This is a genomic window from Pseudomonas sp. FP1742 (assembly GCF_030687145.1).
In the GTDB taxonomy this organism is placed as follows: Bacteria; Pseudomonadota; Gammaproteobacteria; order Pseudomonadales; family Pseudomonadaceae; genus Aquipseudomonas; species Aquipseudomonas frederiksbergensis_D.
Genome location: NZ_CP117460.1, coordinates 2,356,803 through 2,383,084 on the forward strand (window position 1 = coordinate 2,356,803; position 26,282 = coordinate 2,383,084).

Below are 26,282 nucleotides of genomic sequence, written 5' to 3' on the forward strand. Positions count from 1 at the left end.
CGTTCCAGTCGGCAACCTCGTCAAACACACCTTGTGGGCGGTACAGACACGAATCGGCTCGCGGGGTAGGGTGCGAACAGCGACTCGAAAGCCCTTGCCAGGGCCTCTGATTAGCGGGAGCGAGGCCATCATGCCTTTGCTTTTTTGGCTCGTCAAACGTTTTGTAGTGCTTTTTTTCAAGCACTACATCTTTAGTCTAATACGACTAATCAGTCAGTTTTTGGTGCTTTAGTCCAAGGTGTCGACTTTCACCCGCAAAGTCATGTCATCCCGGCCCTGAGTCGAGTAACTGCGGGTCAGGCCCTGTTTGTCGGCCTGAGTCTGACGATTCACGCCGGCCAGGGTGATCCACTCGCCCAGTCGACCGCTGATAGTTGTGTCGGTACTTTGCACGTTCACTACATCGGGACGTTCCTGGCTCATCCGGTCACGGTTGGTACTGATAGCCAGGTGAACGATGTCGCCGGTGACGCTGGCTGTGACGTAGAAGCCCTGGGTGACGTTGCGGTATTCGGTCTGGCTGCGCAGGTCACCATAGCTGTCGGTCTGGGTGCTGGTGAGCGGTACGCTTTGGCCGACCTGGATCAGCGCCGGTGCGCCTTCGCTGGCCTGAACCTGCTGGATGCCGCCGTCTCGGCTGTCGGTGCTGCGATTGATGATGCGGGTCTGATTCGGTGCGGAGCCGTTGACCGAGTAGCCCTGATCGCCTTGAAAGTTGTTTTCGTTGGTATCGACAGTGATCAACAGGCGCTTGGGCGCGGTGTCCAGCTGGGCGAGGAAGGCCTTGAGCTCGTCGATCTTGCCGGGCTCGGCGTTGACGATCAGTTGATTGCCATAGGCACTGACTTTGCCATCGTTACCGATGAAGTTCTGCGCCACCGGCAGCAGTTCGGCGCTGGTGCGGTAATTCAGGGGCACGATCTCGGTGGCGGCCATGACCGAAAAACTGCAGGTCAGCAGCAGCGTGGTGAGCAGGGTGCGTAGGGACATGTCCGTTTCTCCGCAAATCAAAGGTTTGATATTGCCAGTTTGTCGGCCCGGCGTGGTGCGAGTTGAATCACAGACAGCAAAACGCCCCGGCATCCGAGAATGGCGGGGCGTTTTGTGGTGTTCTTGATATGTATTTGTGATGAGGGGCTTGCCCCGTTGGGTCGCGCAGCGGCCCCAAGATTTTTAGGGCTGCTGCGCAGCCCAACGGGGGCAAGCCCCCTCGCCACAGGGATCAAGTCGAGTGACGCACCATGTCCACATGCGGAATCCCGGCTTCCAGGAATTCCTCGCTGACCATGCTGAAACCCAGGCGCTCATAGAACGCCGTGGCCTGCACCTGTGCACTCAGCATCTGCTGCTTCAGCCCACGCTTCTCGGCTTCACCGATCACCGCTTGCATCAGCGCATCGCCAACCTTCAAGCCGCGCCAGTCCTTGAGCACCGACACCCGGCCGATGTGGCCGTCGGGCAGCAGGCGGGCGGTGCCGATCGGAAAGTCGCCTTCGAAGGCCAGGAAATGCACGGCTGTGGCGTCATCGGCATCCCATTCCAGCTCAGGCGGAACGGATTGCTCGGCGATGAACACCGTCTCACGAATGCGCCGGATCTCGGCGTTATCCTTTTGCCAGTCTGCGACACGAACGTGAATTTTATTCATCGGCAAACCCCAGGCTTCCCTGCTTGATCAGCTCACACAGCAGACCGCGACCGTCTTCATCGCTGAGCCAGTCGCCGAGATTGTCGACGTGCAGGGCATCGGCGGCGCAGATCATTTTCAGCAGCTCACGCAGTTTGCCCGGCAGGTAACGGCTCTGGCCGCTGGCGAACAGCAGCAGGTCGTCATCAACCTCCGACCAGGCCAGGCGCGCGCTCGGGTTGCGGATCAGCACCGCACCTTGCTCGAGGCTGGCGAGCAGGTCGTCTTCTTCGATTTCTTCCGGGCCAACCACCAGTTCCGGGTAGCGCGGCTCGGTCATGAACTGGCCGAACCAGGTCAGCAGCAGACGCTCGTCGCTCATGTGCTCGGCCAGCAGGCTTTTCAGGCGATCGAGGGCGTCGTGCTGGATCTGATGAGGATCGACAGCCGGCAGGGCGTCGGCGTCGGTGTAACGCTCTTCATCCGACAGGAACTGGCTGAGGAAGTCGGTGAAGTGGGTCAGCACTTCAGCGGCGCTCGGTGCGCGGAAGCCGACCGAGTAGGTCATGCAATCATCGACAGCCACACCAGAATGAGCCAGGCGCGGAGGCAGGTAGAGCATGTCGCCCGGTTCCAGCACCCATTCGTCGGTGGCTTCGAAATCGGCGAGGATGCGCAGGTCGGCGTGTTGCAGCAGCGGGCTCTCGGAATCGCACATCTGGCCGATTTTCCAGTTGCGCTTGCCGTGGCCTTGCAGCAGGAACACATCGTAGTTATCGAAGTGCGGGCCGACGCTGCCACCTGGGGCGGCGAAGCTGATCATCACGTCGTCGACGCGCCAGCTCGGCAGGAAGCGGAAGTTCTCCAGCAATTCGGCGACTTCCGGCACGAATTGGTCGACCGCTTGCACCAGCAGGGTCCATTCGCGTTCCGGCAGCTTGCTGAATTCATCTTCGGCGAACGGGCCTCGGCGCAATTCCCAGGGGCGCTCGCCGTGCTCGATCACCAGGCGCGATTCGACTTCTTCTTCCAGCGCCAGGCCGGCCAGTTCGTCGGCATCGATCGGGCTTTCGAAATCAGGAATCGCCTGACGGATCAGCAACGGTTTTTTCTGCCAGTAGTCGCGCAGGAATTCCCGTGCCGTGATGCCGCCCAGAAGTTGAAGAGGAATGTCAGGATTCATGTGTAACCTATTGAAAAAAAGCACTTTTCAGACGGGAATAAAAACGCCCGGCGCTGCCGGGCGTCTCAAACGGGTACAGCGGTCGATCAGATGCGTTTGGCTTGTGCTACAGCGTTGCCGATGTAGTTGGCCGGGGTCAGCAGTTTCAGCTCAGCCTTGGCGGCGGCTGGCATGTCCAGGCCGTCGATGAAGGTTTGCAATGCTTCAGGGCTGATGCCCTTGCCGCGAGTCAACTCTTTGAGTTTCTCGTACGGGTTCTCGATGTTGTAGCGACGCATCACGGTCTGGATCGGCTCGGCCAATACTTCCCAGCACGCGTCCAGGTCAGCGGCGATCTTTTGCTCGTTGAGCTCCAGTTTGCTGATGCCCTTGAGGCTGGCTTCGTAGGCGATCACGCTGTGGGCGAAGCCGACACCGAGGTTGCGCAGCACGGTGGAGTCGGTCAGGTCACGCTGCCAGCGGGAGATTGGCAGTTTGCTCGCCAGGTGCTGGAACAGTGCGTTGGCGATCCCCAGGTTGCCTTCGGAGTTTTCGAAGTCGATCGGGTTGACCTTGTGCGGCATGGTCGACGAACCGATTTCGCCAGCGATGGTGCGCTGTTTGAAATAGCCCAGGGAGATGTAGCCCCAGATGTCGCGGTCGAAGTCGATCAGGATGGTGTTGAAGCGCGCGATTGCGTCGAACAGCTCGGCGATGTAGTCGTGCGGTTCGATCTGCGTGGTGTACGGGTTGAAGCCCAGGCCCAGCTCGTCTTCGATGAAGGCGCGGGCGTTGGCTTCCCAGTCGATCTCAGGGTAGGCCGACAGGTGAGCGTTGTAGTTGCCGACAGCGCCGTTGATCTTGCCCAGCAGCGGAACGGCGGCGACTTGAGCGATTTGACGCTCCAGACGGTAAACCACGTTCGCCAGCTCTTTGCCCAGGGTGGTCGGCGACGCCGGTTGGCCGTGGGTGCGCGACAGCATCGGCACTTCAGCGAAGCGGATGGCCAGTTCGCGGATGGCGTTGGCGGTCTGGCGCATCAGCGGCAGCATCACGTCATCACGGCCTTCGCGCAGCATCAGGGCGTGGGACAGGTTGTTGATGTCCTCGCTGGTGCAGGCAAAGTGGATGAATTCGCTGACCTTGGCCAGTTCCGGCAGCTTGGCCGCCTGCTCTTTGAGCAGGTACTCAATGGCTTTGACGTCGTGGTTGGTGGTGCGCTCGATCTCTTTGACGCGTTCGGCGTGCTCCAGGGAGAAGTTTTCCGCCAGGGTGTTCAACACCGCGTTGGCTTCGGCGGAGAACGCCGGCACTTCGCTGATGGCAGGGTGAGCGGCCAGGCGCTGGAGCCAGCGCACTTCAACCAGAACGCGAGCACGGATCAGACCGTATTCGCTGAAAATTGGGCGCAGGGCCTGGGTTTTGCCGGCGTAGCGGCCGTCAACAGGGGAAACCGCAGTGAGCGAAGAGAGCTGCATGGGGTGTTCTCGGACAGTCGGGCAACGAAATGGGGCGCGTATCATACATGAAAAAATCCGCCGGTCCGTCGCCAACTGACCGGCGTATTACGCGTTACTGACTACAAAGCGGTATTACGGGCGCGGTTCAGCTGCTGCGCATCAGCGGATAAAGCTCTTTAAGCAATTTGCGACGGCTGATCACCAGCTGCCAGCGATGACCGCCCAACTGCCGCCACAGGCGGGCTGAACGAATCCCGGCCAGCAACAGCGCGCGGATTTTCGAAGCATTGCTCGGTTGCTGCAGGTTGCGCATGTCGCCGTGGACCTGAATCCGTTGGCGCAAGGTGCTCAGGGTGTCCTGGTACAACGCACCGCAGGCGGCGATCACGTTTTCGTGGGCCGGGCCGAAATGCTCGACCTGGGACTGAATCTGCGGCAGACGCTTGCCGATCGCGTCCAGCATGTCGTTGCGCTTGGCCAACTGACGCTCCAGCCCCAGCATCGCCAGGGCATAGCGCAGCGGTTCGCGCTGAAGAGTGCTGGGGTCGCGCTCCAGGGCACCGATCAGTGCGCGGTAACCGTCACGCAGGTTGATGTCGTCACCGCCATAGACTTCCAGCGTGTCCTTGGGGTCGCGAATCAGCAGGCTGCCGAGCATGCAAGCCAGGCCGGCTTCGTTGGTCTGGCCGGTCTTGGCGATCTTGTCGACCAGCACGGCGGCGAGAAACACGCCACCCAGGGCCGTCAGTTGCTCCTGAGTCGGGCTCATGAACGCTGGTCCTTGCTGGTCCAGGGCTCGGCCACTTCGATCACACCGCCGCCGAGGCAGATTTCACCGTCGTAGAACACCACGGATTGGCCCGGGGTGACTGCGCGTTGCGGGTCATCGAAGGTCGCGCGATAGCCGGTGGCGGTTTTTTCCAGTGTGCATGGTTGGTCGCTCTGGCGATAACGGACTTTGGCGGTCAGTTTGCGCGGTTCGGTCAAATCGATCGGGTTGACCCAATAGATGTCCGAGGCGAGCAGGGCGCGGGAGAACAACCACGGATGGTCATTGCCCTGGCCGACGATCAGTTCGTTGTGCTCCAGGTCTTTGATCAGCACGTACCAGGGCTCGTCGCTGGCGTCTTTCAAGCCGCCGATGCCCAGGCCCTGGCGCTGGCCGATGGTGTGGTACATCAAGCCATGATGACGGCCGATGACTTCGCCTTCGGTGGTTTTGATTTCGCCAGGTTGCGCCGGCAGGTATTGCTTGAGGAAATCGCTGAAGCGGCGCTCGCCGATAAAGCAGATCCCGGTGGAATCCTTTTTCTTCGCGGTGGCCAGGTCGTGTTTCTCGGCAATCGCGCGCACTTGCGGTTTTTCCAGCTCGCCGACCGGGAACAGGGTCTTGGCGATCTGTTCGCCGCCGACGGCGTGCAGGAAGTAGCTCTGATCCTTGTTCGGGTCCAGGCCTTTGAGCAATTCGGTGCGACCATCGATGTCGCGGCGGCGCACGTAGTGGCCGGTGGCGATCAGGTCGGCGCCGAGCATCATGGCGTAATCGAGGAACGCCTTGAACTTGATCTCGCGGTTGCACAGGATGTCCGGGTTCGGCGTGCGGCCGGCCTTGTATTCGGCCAGGAAGTGCTCGAACACGTTGTCCCAGTACTCGGCGGCGAAGTTGGCGGTGTGCAGCTTGATGCCAATCTTGTCGCACACGGCCTGAGCATCCGCCAGGTCGTCCATGGCGGTGCAGTATTCCGTTCCATCGTCTTCTTCCCAGTTCTTCATGAACAGGCCTTCCACCTCATAGCCTTGCTCGATCAGCAGGAGAGCGGAAACGGAAGAGTCCACGCCGCCGGACATACCGACAATGACGCGCTTCTTTTGTGTGGCAGAAGGGGCTGGATCACGCATAGGGATTCAATGAGTGTCTCGAAAAAGGACGCGATTCTAGCAGGCTCAAGCCTGCAAGGCTAAAGAGAAGGGCGGATCAGCTCGAGGCTGAAGTGTTTGCCGTCCAGATAATCATCGATACAGCGGATGATCAGCTCACTGCGCCAGTTTGCGCGCTGTTGCAGCAGTTCGTCACGCGTCAGCCACTTTGTGCCGACAATACCGTCATCCAATTGATAATCGGGGTGGTGTTTGATCGCTTTTGCGGTAAAGCAGACCCGCTGATAGGTCACGCCGTTGCTGGGGGCGGTGTAGAGATAAATACCCACGACGCCGGTCGGCTCGACGTCCCAGCCGGTTTCTTCGAGGGTTTCGCGTATGGCGGCTTCGGTCAGCGTTTCGTCCGGGTCCAGATGGCCGGCGGGCTGGTTGAGCACCGTTCGTCCGTGCTTGGATTCTTCGACCATCAGGAAACGGCCGTTTTCTTCGACGATGGTGGCGACGGTGATGTGGGGCAGCCAATCCATGAAGCTTCCTCGATTCTGAATGTTGAAACACGGTCAATGTGGGAGCGGCGGTGCGACGATTCGACTTGCTCGCGAAAGCGGTGGGTCAGCCAGCATGAATGTTGAATGATAAACCGCATTCGCGAGCAAGCCCGCTCCCACATTGGTCCAGCGCCACAAACACAAACCCCGGCACATGGCCGGGGTTTGTGATGTGCCCTTACAACCTTAAACCAGCGCAGCGATCGCGGCGTTGAAGGTTGCGCTCGGGCGCATGGCCTTGCTGATCAGTTCGGCATTGGCGTGGTAGTAACCGCCGATGTCCACTGGCTTGCCCTGAACGGCATTGAGCTCGGCAACGATGGTTGCTTCGTTCGCTGTCAGGGTTTTGGCCAGCTCGCCGAACTGCGCTTGCAGTGCAGCGTCTTCGGTCTGGGCGGCCAGGGCTTGAGCCCAGTACAGCGCCAGGTAGAAGTGGCTGCCGCGGTTGTCGATGTTGCCGACTTTGCGCGATGGCGACTTGTTGTTGTCCAGGAACTGGCCGGTGGCCTGATCCAGGGTCTTGGCCAATACCAGCGCTTTAGGGTTGTTGTACGTCACACCCAGGTGCTCGAGAGAGGCGGCCAGGGCCAGGAACTCGCCCAGGGAATCCCAGCGCAGGAAGTTTTCTTCCAGCAGCTGCTGAACGTGCTTCGGTGCCGAGCCGCCAGCGCCGGTTTCGAACAGGCCACCGCCGTTCATCAGCGGAACGATCGACAGCATCTTGGCGCTGGTGCCCAGTTCCATGATCGGGAACAGGTCAGTCAGGTAGTCGCGCAATACGTTGCCGGTCACCGAAATGGTGTCCTTGCCTGCGCGAGTGCGGTCCAGGGTGAACTTCATCGCGTCGACTGGCGACATGATGCGGATGTCCAGGCCGGAAGTGTCGTGATCCTTCAGGTAGGCCTGGACTTTCTCGATCACCACGCCGTCGTGGGCACGCATTGGGTCCAGCCAGAAAATCGCAGGGGTGGCGCTTGCACGAGCACGGTTGACGGCCAGTTTGACCCAGTCCTGGATCGGTGCGTCTTTGGTCTGGCACATGCGGAAGATGTCGCCGGCTTCAACCGACTGTTCCAGCAGGGTGCGACCGGCGCTGTCGGAAACCCGAACCACGCCGTTGGCCTTGATCTGGAAGGTCTTGTCGTGGGAACCGTACTCTTCGGCTTTCTTCGCCATCAGGCCGACGTTCGGCACGCTGCCCATGGTGGTCGGATCGAAGGCGCCGTTTGCCTTGCAGTCTTCGATCACCGCCTGGTAGATGGTGGCGTAGCAGCGGTCCGGGATCACCGCCTTGGTGTCGTGCAGCTGGCCGTCGGTGCCCCACATTTTGCCGGAGTCACGGATCATCGCCGGCATCGAGGCGTCGACGATGACGTCGCTCGGCACGTGCAGGTTGGTGATGCCTTTGTCGGAGTTGACCATGGCCAACGACGGACGAGCGGCGTAGACCGCCTGGATGTCCGCTTCGATCTGCGCTTGTTGATCGCCAGGCAAGGCCTTGATGCGAGCGTACAGGTCGCCGATGCCGTTGTTCAGGTTGAAGCCGATCTGCGCCAGCACGTCAGCGTGCTTGGCCAGTGCGTCTTTATAGAACTCGGCAACGATCTGGCCGAACATGATCGGGTCGGAGACCTTCATCATGGTGGCTTTGAGGTGAACCGACAGCAGCACGCCTTTTGCCTTGGCGTCTTCGATCTCTGCTGCGATGAAGCTGCGCAGCGCGTTTTTGCTCATGACCGCGCAATCGAGGATCTCACCGGCTTGTACGGTGGTTTTTTCTTTCAGGACGGTGGTGGTGCCGTCTTGAGCGATCAGTTCGATTTTGACGGCGTCAGCGGCGTCGATCAGGGCAGCTTTTTCGCTGCCGTAGAAATCGCCGGTGCTCATGTGGGCGACGTGGGACTTGGAGTCCTTGGCCCAGGCGCCCATTTTGTGCGGGTGCTTGCGTGCATAGTTCTTGACCGACAGCGGTGCGCGACGATCGGAGTTGCCTTCGCGCAGAACCGGGTTCACGGCGCTGCCCTTGATCTTGTCGTAGCGGGCCTTGGCTTCTTTGTCGGCGTCGCTGGTCACGGTTTCCGGGTAATCCGGCAGTGCGTAGCCCTGGGCTTGCAGCTCTTTGATCGCGGCCTGCAGTTGCGGAACCGAAGCGCTGATGTTCGGCAATTTGATGATGTTGGCTTCAGGTGTAACGGCCAGGTCGCCCAGTTCGGCGAGGTGGTCGGCTACCGCTTTGTCACCCAATTGCTCGGGGAAGCTGGCCAGAATGCGCCCTGCAAGAGAGATATCGCGGGTTTCAACGGCGATATCAGCCGAGGCGGTGAAGGCCTCTACGATAGGCAACAGTGAATAGGTGGCGAGGGCTGGGGCTTCGTCGGTGAAGGTATAGATGATCTTCGAGCGGGTGGGCATATTCGGATTAACTCTCTCTTCTTTGCTAAAGCGTGCACAGAAACTCGAGGGGCGCCGGGTAAGCGCGTTCGTTCAAAGTCATCCATGAGCCGAATGTCGAGGTTCTTTGCGGTGATGTTGGGTGCATCGGTCGAGCGTCAAGCGGGTGGACTGCGGTAACAATCCTGCTTTTTTCGGGCCCAGGGTCTCGGCTACATTTCCAGTGGCAGAGCGGTCGGCCGTCGTGACTCTGTGGTAAGCGGCGGCATTATACATAGGTAGCTGGCAATCTGCCGATGGTTCATATGCAACGATTCTCGTCCATTGGTCTAAAGGTCGCAGGCAGGTGTGGGGAGTAGCCTTGTATGGCGTGCTTGAGTTTGGCGCTTTTCCCTTTGCTTTCAGGCTTGTACGTCACGAACTGTGCAGCTTTGCAGCAGATGGGCGGAACATAGGGTTTGCGCGCCGATTCAACTGGGGTACGCTCGGACGAAGCCAGATGTTCAATCCAAACAATGGAGTTCAGCATGGGATACAAGAAGATTCAGGTTCCAGCCGTCGGCGAAAAAATCACCGTCAACGCGGACCATTCTCTCAATGTTCCTAACAACCCGATCATTCCCTTCATCGAAGGCGATGGTATTGGCGTTGATATCAGCCCGGTCATGATCAAGGTTGTCGATGCTGCTGTTAAGAAGGCTTACGGCGGCGAGCGCAAAATTTCCTGGATGGAAGTCTACGCCGGGGAGAAAGCGACTCAGGTTTACGATCAGGACACCTGGCTGCCTCAGGAAACCCTGGACGCGGTCAAGGATTACGTGGTTTCCATCAAGGGCCCTCTGACCACCCCGGTTGGCGGTGGCATCCGTTCCCTGAACGTGGCCCTGCGTCAGCAACTCGACCTGTATGTGTGCCTGCGCCCGGTGCGCTGGTTCGAAGGCGTGCCGAGCCCGGTCAAGAAGCCAGGCGACGTCGACATGACCATCTTCCGCGAAAACTCGGAAGACATTTATGCCGGTATCGAATGGAAAGCCGGTTCGCCGGAAGCGACCAAGGTCATCAAGTTCCTTAAAGAAGAAATGGGCGTCACCAAGATCCGTTTCGACCAAAACTGCGGTATCGGTATCAAGCCGGTGTCCCTGGAAGGCACCAAGCGTCTGGCGCGCAAAGCTCTGCAATATGTAGTCGACAATGACCGCGACTCGCTGACCATCGTGCACAAAGGCAACATCATGAAGTTCACCGAGGGTGCCTTCAAGGAATGGGCCTACGAAGTGGCCGCTGAAGAATTCGGCGCGACCCTGCTCGACGGCGGTCCGTGGATGCAGTTCAAGAACCCGAAAACCGGCAAGAACGTCATCGTCAAGGACGCCATCGCCGACGCCATGCTCCAGCAGATCCTGCTGCGCCCGGCCGAGTACGATGTGATCGCGACCCTGAACCTCAACGGCGACTATCTCTCCGACGCCCTGGCGGCGGAAGTGGGCGGTATCGGTATCGCGCCGGGTGCGAACCTGTCCGACACCGTGGCCATGTTCGAAGCCACCCACGGCACCGCACCGAAATACGCCGGCAAGGACCAGGTCAACCCGGGTTCGCTCATCCTGTCCGCAGAGATGATGCTGCGTCACATGGGCTGGACCGAAGCGGCGGATCTGATCATCAAGGGCACCAACGGCGCGATTTCCGCTAAAACCGTGACCTATGACTTCGAACGCCTGATGGATGGCGCGAAGCTGGTATCGTCTTCCGGGTTTGGCGATGCGCTCATCTCGCATATGTAAGCCGCACATGTAGGTGAATCGGTACAAAAAAACCGCCTTCGGGCGGTTTTTTATGACTGGATGGCAGGTTGTGTCAGCTCGACACTGTTTCTGGCTTGATGGAAGGTGCGGTCTGTCCGTTCGGGAAGGTGGCAGGTGTGATCTTTACAGCATGCAACCCTTTGGGGCCCTGAACGATCTCGAAACTAACGATTTGCCCTGCCTTGAGGGTCTTGTATCCATCCATATCAATGGCTGAGTAGTGGGCAAAGAAATCGATATCCTTGCCATCCTCGTCGCGACCTTCTCTGGCCTCGGTATTAATGAAACCGAACCCCTTGGCATTGTTGAACCATTTCACCTTACCGACAGCCATACCCATATCCCTCTGCAACAGACTCCATCACTGGAGTATCATCCAGTTAATCCGCAGTCTAATCTTGTAAATAGATTGACTCCGCGGACCTTTTTTACCCACTGTGGGCTCTATTGGTTGTAACACCGATTTTCCGATAGTCAAGGTGACCGGGCAGTCGGAGTTGAAATCGTCGATGGCCGCCCCCACCACTGTATTTGCACAACTGACGAACCTTTCTTTCCATGCATGCAATCAGCCAGATTCGACTAACATTCAATCAGGATCGCCCTGATTTACACGACGACGATTCCGCAGGCATTGCTGTTCAGGAGGCTAAGCCTGCTTTACAGGCGCCGCCTATGTACAAGGTGGTTTTGTTCAACGATGACTACACACCGATGGATTTCGTCGTCGAAGTGCTCGAGGTGTTTTTTAACCTGAATCGCGAGCTGGCGACCAAGGTCATGCTGGCCGTTCATACAGAAGGACGGGCAGTATGTGGAGTGTTTACCCGCGACATCGCCGAGACCAAGGCCATGCAGGTCAACCAGTACGCCAGGGAAAGCCAGCATCCGCTACTCTGTGAAATCGAGAAGGACGGTTAATCGCCGACCACTTGGGTATGAGGTGAAGCTATGTTAAACCGCGAGCTCGAAGTCACCCTCAATCTAGCCTTCAAGGAGGCTCGTTCGAAGCGTCATGAATTCATGACCGTCGAACACCTGCTGCTGGCCCTATTGGATAATGAGGCTGCCGCTACCGTTTTGCGTGCCTGCGGCGCAAACCTCGACAAACTCAAGCATGACCTGCAGGAGTTCATCGACTCCACCACGCCATTGATCCCCTTGCATGACGAGGATCGTGAAACCCAGCCAACCCTGGGCTTCCAGCGTGTACTGCAACGTGCTGTCTTTCACGTACAGAGCTCGGGCAAACGCGAAGTGACTGGCGCCAACGTGCTGGTCGCGATCTTCAGTGAGCAAGAGAGTCAGGCAGTGTTTCTGCTGAAACAGCAGAGCGTTGCGCGCATCGATGTCGTCAACTACATCGCCCATGGCATTTCCAAAGTGCCGGGGCATGGCGATCACTCTGAAGGTGAACAAGATATGCAGGACGACGAGGGCGGTGAGTCTTCTTCTTCAGGCAATCCTCTGGATGCTTATGCCAGCAACCTCAACGAACTCGCGCGCCAGGGTCGTATCGATCCATTGGTAGGCCGTGAGCTCGAAGTCGAGCGCGTTGCGCAGATCCTGGCGCGGCGTCGCAAAAACAACCCATTGCTGGTGGGCGAGGCGGGCGTGGGTAAAACCGCGATTGCCGAAGGCCTGGCCAAGCGCATTGTCGACAACCAGGTGCCGGACCTGCTGGCCAACAGCGTGGTGTATTCCCTCGATCTGGGGGCCTTGCTGGCCGGAACCAAATACCGCGGCGATTTCGAGAAGCGCTTCAAGGCGTTGCTCAATGAGCTGAAGAAGCGTCCGCAGGCGATCCTGTTCATCGACGAGATCCACACCATTATCGGTGCGGGCGCTGCGTCCGGTGGCGTCATGGATGCCTCGAACCTGCTCAAGCCACTGCTGTCGTCGGGCGATATCCGTTGCATCGGTTCGACCACGTTCCAGGAATTCCGCGGGATCTTCGAGAAGGACCGTGCTTTGGCCCGGCGATTCCAGAAGGTCGATGTGTCGGAGCCTTCGGTGGAAGACACCATCGGTATCCTGCGCGGTCTGAAAGGGCGTTTCGAGCTCCATCACAACATCGAATACAGTGATGAAGCCCTGCGCGCCGCTGCCGAACTGGCCTCGCGTTACATCAATGACCGGCACATGCCGGACAAGGCCATCGACGTCATCGATGAGGCGGGTGCCTACCAGCGCCTGCAGCCGATCGAGAAGCGCGTGAAACGCATCGAAGTGCCTCAGGTCGAGGACATCGTTGCGAAAATCGCGCGAATTCCGCCAAAACACGTCACCAGTTCCGACAAAGAGCTGCTGCGTAACCTTGAGCGTGACCTCAAGCTCACGGTATTCGGCCAGGATGCGGCGATCGACTCGCTGTCGACCGCGATCAAACTGTCCCGTGCCGGCCTCAAGTCGCCTGACAAACCCGTCGGTTCGTTCCTGTTCGCAGGGCCTACCGGTGTCGGTAAAACCGAAGCCGCGCGGCAACTGGCCAAGGCGTTGGGGGTCGAGCTGGTTCGCTTCGATATGTCCGAGTACATGGAGCGCCACACCGTATCGCGTCTGATCGGTGCGCCTCCAGGTTATGTCGGGTTCGACCAGGGCGGTCTGCTGACCGAAGCCATTACCAAGCAGCCTCACTGCGTGCTGTTGCTCGATGAAATCGAGAAGGCGCATCCGGAAGTCTTCAACCTGCTGTTGCAGGTCATGGATCACGGTACGCTGACCGATAACAACGGGCGCAAGGCAGACTTCCGTAACGTGATCGTCATCATGACGACCAACGCCGGTGCCGAGACCGCAGCGCGTGCTTCGATCGGTTTCACCTATCAGGACCACTCGTCCGATGCGATGGAAGTGATCAAGAAGAGCTTCACGCCGGAGTTCCGCAACCGTCTGGACACCATTATCCAGTTTGGTCGCCTCAGCCATGAGGTCATCAAAAGCGTGGTGGACAAGTTCCTTACCGAGCTTCAGGCGCAGCTGGAAGACAAGCGTGTGCTGCTGGAAGTCACCGACGCTGCTCGCAGCTGGCTGGCGGCCGGTGGTTACGACGTGACCATGGGGGCTCGCCCAATGGCGCGCTTGATTCAGGACAAGATCAAGCGTCCGCTGGCGGAGGAGATACTCTTTGGCGAACTGGCCGAACATGGCGGTGTGGTACACATCGACATCAAGGACGGCGAGCTGACCTTCGAGTTCGAGACCACGGCTGAAATGGCCTGACGTTAAACCGCAACAAAGCAAAAAGGCGCCGATTGGCGCCTTTTTGCTGCCTCGAGAAATACATAAATCCCCTGCGGGAGCGGGCTTGCTCGCGAAGACGGCGGCACATTCAGCAATGATGCAAACTGACCCACCGCTTTCGCGAGCAAGCCCGCTCCCACATTGGTCCTTGCGCGCTGACTCAAATCCCGCACAAACAAAAACGCCCGGCATAGCCGGGCGTTTTGTATTGACTTGATTAGCGAGCGCGGTAGGTGATGCGCCCTTTGCTCAAGTCATAGGGCGTCAGCTCGACGCGCACTTTGTCGCCGGTAAGAATACGAATGTAGTTCTTGCGCATCTTGCCGGAGATATGCGCGGTTACGACGTGCCCATTTTCCAACTCCACACGAAACATGGTGTTGGGCAGGGTGTCGACGACAGTGCCTTCCATTTCGAAGCTGTCTTCTTTCGACATGCAGTAAAGCCCTCGGTGTCCAATGAATGGCCCGGTGCAACTGCGCCAGGCAAAAGCGGCGTGCATTGTGCCCGAAAAATGGGGTTTAAGCCAAGGGGTTCTAGCTCAGGATGATCCAGCGTTGATTAATCAGCAGTTCGATAGGGCGATATTGGGTCTTGTAGCTCATTTTTTTGCAGTTTTTGATCCAGTAGCCGAGATAGACCGCTTCCAGCCCCAGGCGACGGGCTTCAGCAATCTGCCAGAGGATCGCATAACGCCCCAGGCTGCGACGCTCCTCGTCGGGCTCGTAGAAGGTGTAGACCGCTGACAGGCCGTTGGGCAGCAAGTCGGTAACGGCCACCGCCACCAGGCGGCCTTCGAGACGAAATTCGTAGAACCGGGAGAATGGCAAGTCGCGTACCAGGAAGGTCGAAAACTGGTCGCGACTTGGCGGATACATATCACCATCGGCGTGACGCTGTTCGATGTAGCGCTGATAGAGGTCGAAATACTCTTCGCTGAACTTTGGCCTGGCTGGACGCACCTGCAAGTCGGCATTGCGTTTGAGAATACGTTTCTGCTGACGGTTGGGGGTAAATTGCGCCACAGGAATACGCGCCGGTACGCAGGCATTGCAATTCTGGCAATGAGGCCGGTAGAGATGATCGCCACTGCGACGAAAACCCATTTCCGACAGGTCTGCATAGACATGCACATCCATGGGCTGACTAGGGTCGAGGAACAGCGTCGTGGCCTGCTCCTCGGGCAGATAACTGCAAGAGTGGGGCTGAGTGGCATAGAACTTCAAACGCGCCAACTCGGTCATGATCAACCCTCGGGATAAGCTTTTGCATTAAGTGTAAGCCACACGCGCCAATGTCGCTCAGCAAACCCAGGTGGCATGATCGGGTTGATCCAGGTGTCGCGCCAGATAGCCGGCAAACTCGCTGCGGGGAATCGCTCGGGCGCCCAGGCTGTGCAGATGATCGGTAGGCATCTGGCAGTCGATCAGCACAAAACCTGAGTCTTTCAGATGTCGCACCAGTGTGGCAAAGCCATATTTAGAGGCGTTGTCGGCACGGCTGAACATCGACTCACCGAAAAACAGCTGCCCCATGGCCAGGCCGTAGAGCCCGCCGACCAGCACGCCATCGTCCCAGACTTCCACCGAATGGGCGTAGCCGCGCCTGTGCAGCTCAACGTAGGCGTCCTGCATCGCTTGGGTGATCCAGGTGCCGTCGGCGTACTCGCGCGGCGCGGCGCAGGCGCGGATGACCGCGGCAAAATCCCGATCGAAGGTCACTTGATAGCGTTGTTGGCGCAGCAGTTTATTCAGGCTGCGCGAGACATGCAGTTCGTCGGGAAACAGCACCGTGCGTGGATCCGGCGACCACCAGAGAATCGGTTGGCCTTCCGAGAACCAGGGAAAGCAGCCATGGCGATAGGCCTGAATCAGACGGTCGGCGGACAGATCGCCGCCCGCGGCCAGCAGTCCGTTGGGGTCGCGCATGGCTTTTTCCAGCGGCGGAAAAGTCAGGGTATTGCGTTGTAACCAAGTCAGCATGGCATCCGGGCTTGCAGAAGGGGAGGGCGGTGGCGGGCCGGCAAGCCCGCCTTGAAGAAGGTTAACCGTCAAACGGTGGGGATGTCATCGAGATACTTCTCGGCATCCAGCGCGGCCATGCAGCCGGCTCCGGCGGAGGTCACCGCCTGGCGGTAAACGTGGTCGGCCACGTCACCGGCGGCGAACACGCCCTGGATGTCGGTGGCGGTGGCGTCGCCTTCGCTGCCGCCCTTGACCAGCAGGTAACCGTCGCGCATGTTCAGCTGGCCCTGGAACAGGTCAGTGTTGGGTTTGTGGCCGATGGCGATAAACACGCCGGCCAGCGAGAGATCATGGGTTTCGCCGGTATGGCTGTGACGCAGGCGGGCGCCGGTCACGCCACTGGCATCACCCAGCACTTCGTCCAGATTCTGGTTCCAGTGCAGGCGGATGTTGCCGTTGGCGGCTTTCTCGAAGAGCTTGTCCTGCAGGATCTTCTCCGAGCGCAACTTGTCGCGGCGGTGAATCAGATGAACTTCCTTGGCGATATTCGACAGGTACAGCGCTTCCTCCACCGCGGTGTTGCCGCCGCCGACCACCGCGACCACCTGGTTGCGGTAGAAGAAGCCATCGCAGGTGGCGCAGGCCGAAACCCCTTTGCCGGCGAAGGCTTCTTCCGATGGCAGCCCCAGGTATTGGGCCGAGGCGCCGGTAGCGATGATCAGCGCATCGCAGGTGTAGGTGCCGCTGTCGCCAATGAGCTCGAACGGGCGCTGTTGCAACTTGGCGGTATGGATGTGGTCGTAGACGATCTCGGTGTCGAAGCGTTCGGCGTGTTTTTGCATGCGTTCCATCAGCACCGGGCCGGTCAGGCCTTCGACGTCGCCAGGCCAGTTGTCGACTTCGACGGTGGTGGTCAGCTGGCCACCTGCCTGTATGCCGGTAATGACGACGGGTTTGAGGTTGGCGCGAGCGGCATAAACGGCTGCGCTGTAACCGGCAGGGCCGGAACCCAGAATGATCAGGCGGGAATGCTTCGCTTCACTCATAAAAACACCTCATAAGCCTTTGTCACAAAAGAGAATGCATGCTCAAATTGGACGGCGCGTACTGTGCTGTTGGCTATGCTGGAGCCAAGGGTCTCAAGCATGGCATTGGGCGAACAAACCCGTACAATGCCCGCTTGTAACAGTGTTTGTATCAAAAAAGCGCTGCGTGCCGTATTTCGAAAACCCGGGGCACAGTGTTAAAAGTAGTCCCGGTTGGGGCTGTTAACTTTTTTACCTGCCTGGATTGGGCAGTTTTTATAGTCATTCAACAGATGGACGCGCCACGGGCGCAGGAAAAGAAGCGTTTTGAAGAAATCCACCGCAGCACCTAAAACAGTCGTTCCGCTCTGGCGTCAGCAATTGCACTACCGGCTCAAGGAAGGTGCATTGATCGCCATCGGTGCCTTGTGCCTGTTCCTGATGATGGCCTTGTTGACCTATGGCAAGGACGATCCGGGCTGGAGCCATAACAGCAAGATCGACGATGTGCAGAACTTCGGCGGGCCTGCCGGCTCCTACAGCGCCGACATCCTGTTCATGGTCCTGGGTTACTTCGCCTACATTTTCCCGTTGCTGCTGGCGATCAAGGCGTACCAGATCTTCCGCCAGCGCCACGAGCCGTGGCAGTGGAGCGGCTGGCTGTTTTCCTGGCGCCTGATCGGCCTGGTGTTTCTGGTGTTGTCGGGCGCGGCGCTGGCCCATATCCATTTCCATGCGGCGACCGGTCTGCCGGCCGGCGCGGGCGGCGCTTTGGGGGAAAGCCTCGGCGACCTGGCGAAGAATGCGCTGAACATCCAGGGCAGCACGTTGCTGTTCATCGCGCTGTTCCTGTTCGGGCTGACGGTGTTTACCGATCTGTCATGGTTCAAGGTGATGGACGTCACCGGCAAGATCACCCTTGATCTGTTCGAATTGTTTCAGGGCGCGGCCAATCGTTGGTGGGCAGCCCGTACCGAACGCAAGCAACTGGTCGCCCAGCTGCGTGAAGTCGACGATCGCGTGCATGACGTGGTTGCGCCGACGGTCACCGACAAACGCGAGCAGGCCAAGGTCAAGGAACGCCTGATCGAGCGCGAGCAGGCCCTGAGCAAGCACATGTCCGAGCGCGAAAAGCAGGTGCCGCCGGTGATTGCACCCGCGCCGCCCAAACCGGCCGCTCCGAGCAAACGCGTGGAAAAAGAGAAACAGGCGCCGTTGTTCGTCGACAGCGCCGTGGAAGGCACCTTGCCGCCGATCTCGATTCTCGACCCTGCGGAAAAGAAACAACTCAATTATTCGCCTGAATCCCTGGCGGCCGTCGGCCACCTGCTGGAAATCAAGCTCAAGGAATTCGGCGTCGAAGTCTCGGTGGATTCGATTCACCCGGGCCCGGTCATTACCCGTTACGAAATCCAGCCGGCCGCCGGGGTCAAGGTCAGCCGCATCGCCAACCTGGCCAAAGACCTGGCTCGCTCGCTGGCCGTGACCAGTGTGCGTGTCGTGGAAGTGATTCCGGGCAAGACCACGGTCGGTATCGAGATTCCCAACGAAGACCGGCAGATCGTGCGGTTCTCCGAGGTGCTCTCGACCCCTGAGTACGACAACTTCAAGTCCCCGGTCACCCTGGCCCTGGGGCATGATATCGGCGGCAAGCCGGTCATCACTGACCTGGCGAAAATGCCTCACTTGCTGGTGGCCGGTACGACCGGTTCCGGTAAGTCGGTGGGTGTGAACGCGATGATCCTGTCGATTCTGTTCAAATCTGGCCCGGAAGACGCCAAGCTGATCATGATCGACCCGAAAATGCTTGAGCTGTCGATCTACGAAGGCATTCCGCACCTGTTGTGCCCGGTGGTCACCGACATGAAGGATGCCGCCAACGCCTTGCGCTGGAGCGTCGCCGAGATGGAGCGGCGCTACAAACTGATGGCGAAGATGGGGGTGCGTAACCTGTCGGGTTTCAACGCCAAGGTCAAGGAAGCCCAGGACGCCGGCGAGCCGTTGAGCGATCCGCTGTACAAGCGCGAAAGCATTCACGACGAAGCGCCACTGCTGCAAAAATTGCCGACCATCGTCGTGGTCGTGGACGAATTCGCCGACATGATGATGATCGTCGGCAAGAAGGTTGAAGAGCTGATCGCCCGTATCGCGCAGAAGGCCCGTGCGGCGGGTATCCACCTGATCCTCGCGACCCAGCGTCCGTCGGTGGACGTGATCACCGGTCTGATCAAGGCGAACATCCCGACCCGCATGGCGTTCCAGGTGTCGAGCAAGATCGACTCGCGGACCATCATCGACCAGGGCGGCGCCGAACAATTGCTGGGCCACGGTGACATGCTCTACATGCCGCCGGGCACCAGCCTGCCGATTCGTGTTCACGGCGCGTTCGTGTCCGATGACGAGGTGCACCGGGTGGTTGAAGCCTGGAAACTGCGCGGCGCGCCGGAATACAACGATGACATCCTGGCCGGTGTCGAAGAAGCCGGTAGCGGCTTTGAAAACGGCGGCGGTGGCGGTGACGATGATGCCGAAACCGATGCGCTCTACGACGAAGCGGTGCAGTTCGTCCTGGAAAGCCGTCGTGCGTCCATCTCCGCGGTTCAGCGCAAGCTGAAAATCGGCTACAACCGCGCGGCGCGCATGATCGAAGCCATGGAGATGGCCGGGGTCGTGACGTCCATGAACACCAACGGCTCGCGTGAAGTCCTGGCCCCTGGCCCGGTGCGCGACTGATCCGGTTTTGAAAGGGGCGGCGTCCTGAGGCGCCGCCCGCACTCCCACGAATGTTTATGAGGACTCCCATGCGTCTTATCCGCATGCTGTTGCTGCCGGTACTGGCTTTGACCACGCTCTCGGCCCACGCCGATGACAAGGATGTGGCGCGTCTGACTCAACTGCTGGAAAAATCCCAGACCCTGAGCGCGCGTTTTTCCCAGCTGACCCTCGATGGCAGCGGCACTCAATTACAAGAAACAGCGGGGGAAATGTCCTTGCAGCGCCCGGGCCTGTTCTACTGGCACACCAACGCGCCGGCCGAGCAAACCATGGTCTCGGACGGTAAGAAAGTGACCCTGTGGGACCCGGATCTGGAACAGGCCACCATCAAGACGCTCGATCAGCGTCTGACCCAGACCCCGGCGCTGCTGCTGTCCGGTGATGTGTCCAAGATCAGCCAGAGCTTCGACATCAGCGCCAAGGAAGCCGGCGGCGTGATTGACTTCACCCTGAAGCCGAAAACCAAGGACACCCTGTTCGACAGCCTGCGCCTGTCGTTCCGCAATGGTCTGGTCAATGATATGCAGATGATCGACAGCGTCGGCCAGCGCACCAATATCCTGTTCACCGGTGTGAAGGCCAACGAGCCGATCCCGGCGTCCAAATTCAAGTTCGACATCCCTAAAGGTGCGGACGTGATCCAGGAGTAAGACGCAGGACCTGTGGGAGCGGGCTTGCTCGCGAAGGCGTCGGATCAGCCAACATCAATGTTGAATGACACACCGCTTTCGCGAGCAAGCCCGCTCCCACAGGGATTGTATGTTAGTGCTTTGACTGATCGGCATCAGGACCCAGTGAGGTTTCATAAGTAGTGATGGACCTGTTTCGCAGTGCCCCGATTGCTCAGCCCCTGGCCGCCCGTTTGCGCGCGACCAATCTGGACGAGTACGTCGGTCAGGAACACCTGCTCGCTCGCGGCAAGCCTTTGCGCGAAGCCCTGGAGCAGGGTGCCCTGCACTCGATGATTTTCTGGGGGCCACCGGGCGTGGGTAAAACCACCCTGGCGCGGCTGCTGGCGGAAGTCTCGGATGCGCACTTCGAAACGGTTTCGGCGGTGCTGGCCGGGGTCAAGGAGATTCGCCAGGCGGTGGAAGTCGCCAAGCAGCAGGCCGGGCAGTATGGCAAGCGCACCATCCTGTTCGTCGACGAAGTGCATCGCTTCAACAAGTCCCAGCAGGATGCGTTCCTGCCGTACGTTGAAGACGGCACGCTGATTTTCATCGGCGCGACCACGGAAAACCCCTCGTTCGAACTCAATAACGCGCTGCTGTCCCGGGCGCGCGTCTATGTGCTCAAAAGCCTCGACGAAGCCGCCCTGCGCAAGCTGGTGCATCGCGCGCTGACCGAAGAGCGTGGGCTGGGCAAGCGGCAACTGACCCTCAGCGACGAGGGCTTCCAGATGCTGCTGTCCGCCGCCGATGGCGATGGCCGGCGTCTGCTCAATCTGCTGGAAAACGCTTCTGACCTGGCCGAAGACAACAGCGAAATCGGTGTCGACCTGCTGCAAAGCCTGCTCGGCGATACCCGTCGGCGTTTCGACAAGGGCGGCGAAGCCTTCTACGACCAGATATCCGCGCTGCATAAATCGGTTCGCGGCTCCAACCCCGATGCTGCGCTGTACTGGTTCGCGCGGATGATCGACGGCGGCTGCGACCCGCTGTACCTGGCCCGGCGCGTGGTGCGCATGGCCAGCGAAGACATCGGCAACGCCGACCCTCGCGCCTTGAGCCTGTGCCTGGCCGCGTGGGAAGTGCAGGAGCGCCTCGGCAGCCCCGAAGGCGAATTGGCGGTGGCCCAGGCCATTACATACCTGGCCTGCGCGCCAAAAAGCAACGCGGTATACATGGGCTTCAAGGTCGCGATGCGTAGCGCCACCGAACACGGTTCGCTGGAAGTGCCGCTGCACCTGCGCAATGCGCCGACCAAGTTGATGAAGCAATTGGGCTATGGCGATGAATACCGTTATGCCCACGATGAGCCGGATGCCTACGCTGCGGGCGAGGACTACTTCCCGGAAGAGCTCGAGCCACAACGGTTCTATCAACCGGTGCCCCGCGGCTTGGAGCTGAAGATCGGCGAAAAGCTCAGCCACCTCGCGCAGCTTGACCGTCTAAGCCCCCGACAGCGGAGAAAATAGTGATTCCCTTAATTGTTGCGGTTTCTGTCGGCGGTGTCGCCGGCACCCTATTGCGCTTCGCCACCGGTAGCTGGATCAACGCGAATTGGCCGCGGCACTTCTATACCGCGACGCTGGCCGTTAATATCGTGGGCTGTTTGCTGATCGGCGTTCTATACGGCCTGTTTTTGATTCGCCCGGAAGTATCGTTTGCGGTGCGCGCCGGGCTGATCGTCGGCTTCCTCGGGGGGCTGACGACTTTTTCATCCTTTTCACTGGATACGGTGCGCCTGCTGGAAACCGGGCAGGTGCCGCTGGCCCTGGGCTATGCGGCCATCAGCGTATTCGGCGGGCTGCTCGCCACCTGGGCTGGCCTGTCCTTGACCAAACTTTGATAACGAGAAACCGACATGCTCGATTCCAAACTGTTACGTAGCAACCTTCAGGACGTAGCGGACCGCCTGGCATCCCGTGGCTTTGCCCTGGATGTCGTGCGCATCGAAGCGCTGGAAGAACAGCGCAAGACCGTCCAGACCCGCACCGAAGCTCTGCAGGCCGAACGTAACGCGCGCTCCAAATCCATCGGTCAGGCCAAGCAGCGCGGCGAAGACATCGCGCCGCTGATGGCGGACGTCGAGCGCATGGCGGGCGAGTTGAGCGCCGGTAAAGTCGAGCTGGACGCGATCCAGACCGAGCTGGATTCGATCCTGCTGGGTATCCCGAACCTCCCGCACGAATCGGTGCCGATCGGCGATGACGAAGAAGGCAACGTTGAAGTACGCCGTTGGGGCACGCCGAAGGCTTTCGACTTCCCGGTTCAGGACCACGTGGCCCTGGGCGAGAAGTTCGGCTGGCTGGACTTCGAAACCGCCGCCAAGCTGTCCGGCGCCCGTTTCGCCCTGCTGCGCGGCCCGATTGCTCGTCTGCACCGTGCCCTGGCGCAGTTCATGATCAACCTGCACATCAACGAACACGGTTACGAAGAGGCCTACACGCCTTATCTGGTACAAGCGCCGGCCCTGCAGGGCACTGGTCAGTTGCCGAAATTCGAAGAAGACCTGTTCAAGATCAGCCGCGACGGCGAAGCCGATCTGTACCTGATCCCGACCGCTGAAGTGTCGTTGACCAACATCGTGGCCGGCGAAATCGTCGATTCGAAGCTGTTGCCGATCAAGTTCGTCGCGCATACGCCGTGCTTCCGCAGCGAGGCCGGTGCGTCGGGTCGCGACACTCGCGGGATGATCCGTCAGCACCAATTCGACAAAGTTGAGATGGTCCAGATCGTTGAGCCGTCGACCTCGATGCAAGCGCTGGAAAACCTGACCGCCAACGCCGAGAAAGTCCTGCAACTGCTGGAGCTGCCATACCGTACCCTGGCGCTGTGCACCGGCGACATGGGCTTCAGCGCGGTCAAGACCTACGACCTCGAAGTGTGGATCCCGAGCCAGGACAAGTACCGCGAGATTTCGTCGTGCTCCAACTGTGGCGACTTCCAGGCCCGCCGCATGCAAGCGCGTTTCCGCAACCCGGAAACCGGCAAGCCTGAGCTGGTGCATACCCTGAACGGTTCCGGCCTGGCGGTCGGTCGTACCCTGGTGGCGGTACTGGAGAACTATCAGCAGGCCGACGGTTCGATCCGTGTGCCTGAAGTGCTCAAGCCGTACATGGGTGGCCTTGAGGTCATCGGCTAAATGGACTATCTGCCGCTGTTCCATAACCTTCGCGGCAGTCGTGTGTTGGTCGTCGGCGGGGGGGAGATTGCCTTGCGCAAATCCCGCCTGCTGGCCGAAGCCGGTGCGCTGCTGCGGGTGGTCGCACCTGAAATCGAACCGCAGTTGCGTGAGCTGGTAGCCGGCAGCGGTGGCGAGTGCCTGGTGCGTGGCTACGTCGAGGCGGATCTGGACGGTTGCGGGCTGATCATCGCCGCCACCGACGATGAACCGCTGAATGCGCAAGTCTCCGCCGATGCCCATCGGCGTTGCGTGCCGGTCAACGTGGTGGACGCGCCGGCCCTGTGCAGCGTGATCTTCCCGGCGATCGTCGACCGTTCGCCGCTGATCATTGCCGTGTCCAGTGGCGGCGATGCGCCGGTGCTGGCGCGGTTGATTCGCGCCAAGCTGGAAACCTGGATTCCTTCCACTTACGGTCAACTGGCCGGTCTGGCGGCGCGTTTCCGCAACCAGGTCAAAGGCCTGTTTCCGGACGTGCAGCAGCGTCGGGCGTTCTGGGAGGATGTATTCCAGGGCCCGATTGCCGACCGGCAACTGGCCGGGCAGGGTGCCGAGGCCGAGCGCCTGATGCTGGCGAAAATCAATGGCGAGGCGCCTGTCGCCACTGGCGAAGTTTATCTGGTGGGCGCTGGGCCGGGTGATCCCGACCTGTTGACCTTCCGCGCCTTGCGCCTGATGCAGCAAGCCGACGTGGTGCTGTATGACCGTCTGGTGGCGCCGGCGATTCTGGATTTGTGCCGTCGCGATGCCGAGCGGGTTTACGTCGGCAAGCGCCGTGCCGATCACGCCGTGCCTCAGGAACAGATCAACCAGCATCTGGTGGATCTGGCCAAGGCCGGCAAGCGCGTGGTGCGCTTGAAGGGCGGCGATCCGTTTATCTTCGGGCGCGGCGGTGAAGAGATCGAAGAACTGGCGGCCCATGGCATCCCGTTCCAGGTCGTGCCGGGCATTACCGCTGCCAGCGGCTGCGCGGCGTATGCCGGTATTCCGCTGACTCACCGTGATTACGCGCAGTCAGTGCGGTTTGTCACCGGGCACCTCAAGGACGGTTCCACCGATTTGCCGTGGGCCGACCTGGTCGCGCCGGCGCAAACCCTGGTGTTTTACATGGGGCTGGTAGGCTTGCCGATCATTTGCGAGCAATTGATCAAACACGGTCGCGCCGCCGATACTCCGGCGGCGTTGATCCAGCAGGGCACCACGGTCAATCAGCGGGTGTTTACCGGCACCCTGGCCGACCTTCCACGGCTGGTGGCGGAGCATGAAGTGCATGCGCCGACACTGGTGATCGTCGGGGAAGTGGTGCAACTGCGCGAGAAACTGGCGTGGTTCGAAGGGGCTCAGGCGCAGGTCTAGAGACCGAGTCGCTCCCTTCGCGAGCAAGCCCGCTCCCACATTGGCCCGTGTTCAGCCGCAGATTCATGGCCAAATACAGATCAAAATGTGGGAGCGGGCTTGCTCGCGAAGAGGCCCTCAAAACCAACCCATGCTTCAGATCAGACCTGCGCTTTACGCCAAACCCCTTTCCCGCTCAACCGCCCCCGATCATGCGCTTTGGTAAAATCCTGCGCCGGCCCTTTCGGCACGATCCCGGTCGGATTGATGGTCTTGTGGCTGCCATAGTAGTGATTCTTGATGTGTTCGAAATTCACCGTTTCGGCAATCCCCGACCACTGATAAATCTCCCGTAGCCAGTTCGACAGGTTCGGATAATCGGCAATCCGCCGCAGATTGCATTTGAAGTGGCCGTAATACACCGCGTCAAAACGAATCATCGTGGTGAACAGGCGGATATCCGCTTCAGTCAGGTATTCACCCGTCAGGTAACGATTGGCGCCCAGCAGCTGTTCCAGCCGATCCAGCTCAGCAAACAACTCATCGAACGCCTCTTCGTAAGCCTGCTGTGAGGTAGCAAACCCGGCGCGATAGACGCCGTTGTTTACCGCCGGATAAATCCGCTCGTTCAGGGCGTCAATTTCGCTGCGTAGCGGTGCCGGGTAGAAATCCAGGTCATTGCCGGTCAAGTCATCGAACGCGCTGTTGAACATGCGGATGATCTCCGCCGATTCATTGTTGACGATACGTCCCAGCTGCTTGTCCCACAGCACCGGCACGGTGACGCGGCCGGTGTAGTCGGCGGTATCGGCGGTGTAGCGTTGGTGCATGAAATTGAAGTGATCGAGCTTGTCACCGGTCGATCCGAGGTTTTTATCGAAGGTCCAGCCGTTTTCCAGCATCAACCAACTGACCACCGACACGTCGATCAGGCTTTCCAGGCCTTTGAGTTTGCGCAGGATCAGCGTGCGATGGGCCCACGGGCAGGCGAGGGACACATACAGGTGATAGCGCCCGGCCTCGGCGGCAAAACCACCGACGCCGGTCGGGCCCGGCTTGCCATCGGCGGTCAGCCAGTTGCGACGCTGTGCCTGTTCACGCTGGAACGCGCCGTCCTTGCTGCTTTGGTACCACTGATCCTGCCAGCGACCTTCAACTAACAAACCCATGTGCCTGACTCCTCAACCTAATAAGCGTTGGAGAGGAGTCTATGCGCATAGGTT

General features: G+C 59.7%; 23 protein-coding genes. 9 read left to right on the plus strand and 14 right to left on the minus strand.

Features of this window, described 5'->3' with window-relative positions; genetic code table 11:
- Nucleotides 1–228 precede the first annotated feature (228 nt).
- The 8 genes from PSH64_RS10485 to PSH64_RS10520 form a co-directional block, all read right to left on the minus strand.
- Entirely contained in the window at nucleotides 229–990 is a 762-nt protein-coding gene (locus PSH64_RS10485; protein ID WP_305480606.1) for a secretin N-terminal domain-containing protein, read from the minus strand.
- A gap of 232 nt (nucleotides 991–1,222) precedes the next feature.
- Nucleotides 1,223–1,648 (minus strand): GNAT family N-acetyltransferase, encoded by a 426-nt coding sequence (locus PSH64_RS10490; RefSeq protein WP_305480607.1) that lies wholly within the window; start codon nucleotides 1,646–1,648, stop codon nucleotides 1,223–1,225.
- Entirely contained in the window at nucleotides 1,641–2,810 is a 1,170-nt protein-coding gene (locus tag PSH64_RS10495; protein WP_105343939.1) for a cupin domain-containing protein, read from the minus strand. Before PSH64_RS10495 ends, PSH64_RS10490 begins: the two co-directional genes overlap by 8 nt.
- An 86-nt stretch (nucleotides 2,811–2,896) precedes the next feature.
- A complete protein-coding gene (gene purB / locus PSH64_RS10500) occupies nucleotides 2,897–4,267 on the minus strand; it encodes an adenylosuccinate lyase (protein WP_105343937.1) in 1,371 nt (456 codons plus the stop codon).
- Nucleotides 4,268–4,394: 127 nt separating this feature from the next.
- Nucleotides 4,395–5,018, minus strand: coding sequence for a high frequency lysogenization protein HflD (gene hflD / locus PSH64_RS10505; protein ID WP_105343935.1), 624 nt, complete (start codon nucleotides 5,016–5,018; stop codon nucleotides 4,395–4,397).
- Nucleotides 5,015–6,148, minus strand: coding sequence for a tRNA 2-thiouridine(34) synthase MnmA (mnmA, locus tag PSH64_RS10510; RefSeq protein WP_105343934.1), 1,134 nt, complete (start codon nucleotides 6,146–6,148; stop codon nucleotides 5,015–5,017). Before mnmA ends, hflD begins: the two co-directional genes overlap by 4 nt.
- A 59-nt stretch (nucleotides 6,149–6,207) precedes the next feature.
- A complete protein-coding gene (locus PSH64_RS10515; protein WP_305480608.1) occupies nucleotides 6,208–6,654 on the minus strand; it encodes an NUDIX hydrolase in 447 nt (148 codons plus the stop codon).
- A gap of 207 nt (nucleotides 6,655–6,861) precedes the next feature.
- Complete coding sequence (locus tag PSH64_RS10520; protein WP_105343928.1) at nucleotides 6,862–9,087, minus strand: NADP-dependent isocitrate dehydrogenase; 2,226 nt, start codon at nucleotides 9,085–9,087, stop codon at nucleotides 6,862–6,864.
- A 506-nt stretch (nucleotides 9,088–9,593) separates the two neighbouring features.
- On the opposite strand from PSH64_RS10520, the gene icd reads away from it, so the two are divergent.
- Entirely contained in the window at nucleotides 9,594–10,850 is a 1,257-nt protein-coding gene (icd, locus tag PSH64_RS10525) for an NADP-dependent isocitrate dehydrogenase (RefSeq protein WP_305480609.1), read from the plus strand.
- A gap of 73 nt (nucleotides 10,851–10,923) precedes the next feature.
- On the opposite strand, the gene PSH64_RS10530 is transcribed toward icd, so the two are convergent.
- The gene (locus tag PSH64_RS10530; protein ID WP_105344298.1) at nucleotides 10,924–11,205 is read right to left on the minus strand and encodes a cold shock domain-containing protein; all 282 of its coding nucleotides are present in this window, start codon (nucleotides 11,203–11,205) and stop codon (nucleotides 10,924–10,926) included.
- Nucleotides 11,206–11,429: 224 nt separating this feature from the next.
- Here PSH64_RS10530 and clpS point away from each other — a divergent pair, with 224 nt between their 5' ends.
- Together clpS and clpA are read left to right on the plus strand one after the other, a co-directional pair.
- Nucleotides 11,430–11,792 (plus strand): ATP-dependent Clp protease adapter ClpS, encoded by a 363-nt coding sequence (gene clpS / locus PSH64_RS10535; protein WP_015094394.1) that lies wholly within the window; start codon nucleotides 11,430–11,432, stop codon nucleotides 11,790–11,792.
- A 30-nt stretch (nucleotides 11,793–11,822) separates the two neighbouring features.
- Complete coding sequence (gene clpA, locus PSH64_RS10540; protein ID WP_305480610.1) at nucleotides 11,823–14,093, plus strand: ATP-dependent Clp protease ATP-binding subunit ClpA; 2,271 nt, start codon at nucleotides 11,823–11,825, stop codon at nucleotides 14,091–14,093.
- A 238-nt stretch (nucleotides 14,094–14,331) separates the two neighbouring features.
- Here clpA and infA read toward each other — a convergent pair whose 3' ends face one another.
- From infA to trxB, 4 genes are all read right to left on the minus strand, one after another.
- Nucleotides 14,332–14,550, minus strand: coding sequence for a translation initiation factor IF-1 (gene infA, locus PSH64_RS10545; RefSeq protein ID WP_002553999.1), 219 nt, complete (start codon nucleotides 14,548–14,550; stop codon nucleotides 14,332–14,334).
- 100 nt (nucleotides 14,551–14,650) lie between these two features.
- Nucleotides 14,651–15,358 (minus strand): arginyltransferase, encoded by a 708-nt coding sequence (locus PSH64_RS10550; protein WP_105343919.1) that lies wholly within the window; start codon nucleotides 15,356–15,358, stop codon nucleotides 14,651–14,653.
- A gap of 57 nt (nucleotides 15,359–15,415) precedes the next feature.
- Nucleotides 15,416–16,096 carry a leucyl/phenylalanyl-tRNA--protein transferase gene (aat, locus tag PSH64_RS10555; RefSeq protein WP_105343916.1) on the minus strand — a complete coding sequence of 227 codons (681 nt, stop codon included), beginning with the start codon at nucleotides 16,094–16,096 and terminating at the stop codon, nucleotides 15,416–15,418.
- Nucleotides 16,097–16,164: 68 nt separating this feature from the next.
- A complete protein-coding gene (gene trxB / locus PSH64_RS10560) occupies nucleotides 16,165–17,124 on the minus strand; it encodes a thioredoxin-disulfide reductase (protein WP_305480611.1) in 960 nt (319 codons plus the stop codon).
- A 306-nt stretch (nucleotides 17,125–17,430) separates the two neighbouring features.
- On the opposite strand from trxB, the gene PSH64_RS10565 reads away from it, so the two are divergent.
- The 6 genes from PSH64_RS10565 (at nucleotide 17,431) to cysG (ending at nucleotide 25,080) form a co-directional block, all read left to right on the plus strand.
- Complete coding sequence (locus PSH64_RS10565; RefSeq protein ID WP_086944984.1) at nucleotides 17,431–19,836, plus strand: DNA translocase FtsK; 2,406 nt, start codon at nucleotides 17,431–17,433, stop codon at nucleotides 19,834–19,836.
- A 68-nt stretch (nucleotides 19,837–19,904) separates the two neighbouring features.
- Nucleotides 19,905–20,528, plus strand: a complete 624-nt coding sequence (lolA, locus tag PSH64_RS10570; protein WP_305480612.1) for an outer membrane lipoprotein chaperone LolA — start codon at nucleotides 19,905–19,907, stop codon at nucleotides 20,526–20,528.
- 164 nt (nucleotides 20,529–20,692) lie between these two features.
- On the plus strand, nucleotides 20,693–22,015 hold the full coding sequence (locus PSH64_RS10580; protein ID WP_305480613.1) for a replication-associated recombination protein A: 1,323 nt from the start codon (nucleotides 20,693–20,695) through the stop codon (nucleotides 22,013–22,015).
- Nucleotides 22,015–22,389, plus strand: coding sequence for a fluoride efflux transporter CrcB (gene crcB / locus PSH64_RS10585; RefSeq protein ID WP_305480614.1), 375 nt, complete (start codon nucleotides 22,015–22,017; stop codon nucleotides 22,387–22,389). The genes PSH64_RS10580 and crcB overlap by 1 nt, the downstream gene beginning before the upstream one ends.
- Before the next feature lie 15 nt (nucleotides 22,390–22,404).
- Entirely contained in the window at nucleotides 22,405–23,685 is a 1,281-nt protein-coding gene (gene serS / locus PSH64_RS10590) for a serine--tRNA ligase (protein WP_105343908.1), read from the plus strand.
- A complete protein-coding gene (gene cysG / locus PSH64_RS10595; RefSeq protein WP_019580092.1) occupies nucleotides 23,686–25,080 on the plus strand; it encodes a siroheme synthase CysG in 1,395 nt (464 codons plus the stop codon).
- 140 nt (nucleotides 25,081–25,220) lie between these two features.
- Here cysG and PSH64_RS10600 read toward each other — a convergent pair whose 3' ends face one another.
- Nucleotides 25,221–26,228: a glutathione S-transferase family protein gene (locus tag PSH64_RS10600; RefSeq protein WP_305480615.1), complete on the minus strand. Its 1,008-nt coding sequence runs from the start codon at nucleotides 26,226–26,228 to the stop codon at nucleotides 25,221–25,223.
- Nucleotides 26,229–26,282 lie beyond the last annotated feature (54 nt).

Excerpts from the sequence above, each read along its gene's own strand:
- lolA (WP_305480612.1), top strand. The coding sequence starts at position 19,905 with ATGCGTCTTATCCGCATGCTGTTGCTGCCGGTACTGGCTTTGACCACG.
- mnmA (WP_105343934.1), bottom strand. The coding sequence starts at position 6,148 with ATGCGTGATCCAGCCCCTTCTGCCACACAAAAGAAGCGCGTCATTGTC.
- aat (WP_105343916.1), bottom strand. The coding sequence starts at position 16,096 with ATGCTGACTTGGTTACAACGCAATACCCTGACTTTTCCGCCGCTGGAA.
- clpS (WP_015094394.1), top strand. The coding sequence starts at position 11,430 with ATGCATGCAATCAGCCAGATTCGACTAACATTCAATCAGGATCGCCCT.
- serS (WP_105343908.1), top strand. The coding sequence starts at position 22,405 with ATGCTCGATTCCAAACTGTTACGTAGCAACCTTCAGGACGTAGCGGAC.
- infA (WP_002553999.1), bottom strand. The coding sequence starts at position 14,550 with ATGTCGAAAGAAGACAGCTTCGAAATGGAAGGCACTGTCGTCGACACC.
- cysG (WP_019580092.1), top strand. The coding sequence starts at position 23,686 with ATGGACTATCTGCCGCTGTTCCATAACCTTCGCGGCAGTCGTGTGTTG.
- PSH64_RS10530 (WP_105344298.1), bottom strand. The coding sequence starts at position 11,205 with ATGGCTGTCGGTAAGGTGAAATGGTTCAACAATGCCAAGGGGTTCGGT.
- clpA (WP_305480610.1), top strand. The coding sequence starts at position 11,823 with ATGTTAAACCGCGAGCTCGAAGTCACCCTCAATCTAGCCTTCAAGGAG.
- hflD (WP_105343935.1), bottom strand. The coding sequence starts at position 5,018 with ATGAGCCCGACTCAGGAGCAACTGACGGCCCTGGGTGGCGTGTTTCTC.
- purB (WP_105343937.1), bottom strand. The coding sequence starts at position 4,267 with ATGCAGCTCTCTTCGCTCACTGCGGTTTCCCCTGTTGACGGCCGCTAC.
- PSH64_RS10495 (WP_105343939.1), bottom strand. The coding sequence starts at position 2,810 with ATGAATCCTGACATTCCTCTTCAACTTCTGGGCGGCATCACGGCACGG.
- PSH64_RS10485 (WP_305480606.1), bottom strand. The coding sequence starts at position 990 with ATGTCCCTACGCACCCTGCTCACCACGCTGCTGCTGACCTGCAGTTTT.
- PSH64_RS10520 (WP_105343928.1), bottom strand. The coding sequence starts at position 9,087 with ATGCCCACCCGCTCGAAGATCATCTATACCTTCACCGACGAAGCCCCA.
- PSH64_RS10550 (WP_105343919.1), bottom strand. The coding sequence starts at position 15,358 with ATGACCGAGTTGGCGCGTTTGAAGTTCTATGCCACTCAGCCCCACTCT.
- PSH64_RS10515 (WP_305480608.1), bottom strand. The coding sequence starts at position 6,654 with ATGGATTGGCTGCCCCACATCACCGTCGCCACCATCGTCGAAGAAAAC.
- icd (WP_305480609.1), top strand. The coding sequence starts at position 9,594 with ATGGGATACAAGAAGATTCAGGTTCCAGCCGTCGGCGAAAAAATCACC.
- trxB (WP_305480611.1), bottom strand. The coding sequence starts at position 17,124 with ATGAGTGAAGCGAAGCATTCCCGCCTGATCATTCTGGGTTCCGGCCCT.
- PSH64_RS10490 (WP_305480607.1), bottom strand. The coding sequence starts at position 1,648 with ATGAATAAAATTCACGTTCGTGTCGCAGACTGGCAAAAGGATAACGCC.
- PSH64_RS10600 (WP_305480615.1), bottom strand. The coding sequence starts at position 26,228 with ATGGGTTTGTTAGTTGAAGGTCGCTGGCAGGATCAGTGGTACCAAAGC.
- PSH64_RS10580 (WP_305480613.1), top strand. The coding sequence starts at position 20,693 with ATGGACCTGTTTCGCAGTGCCCCGATTGCTCAGCCCCTGGCCGCCCGT.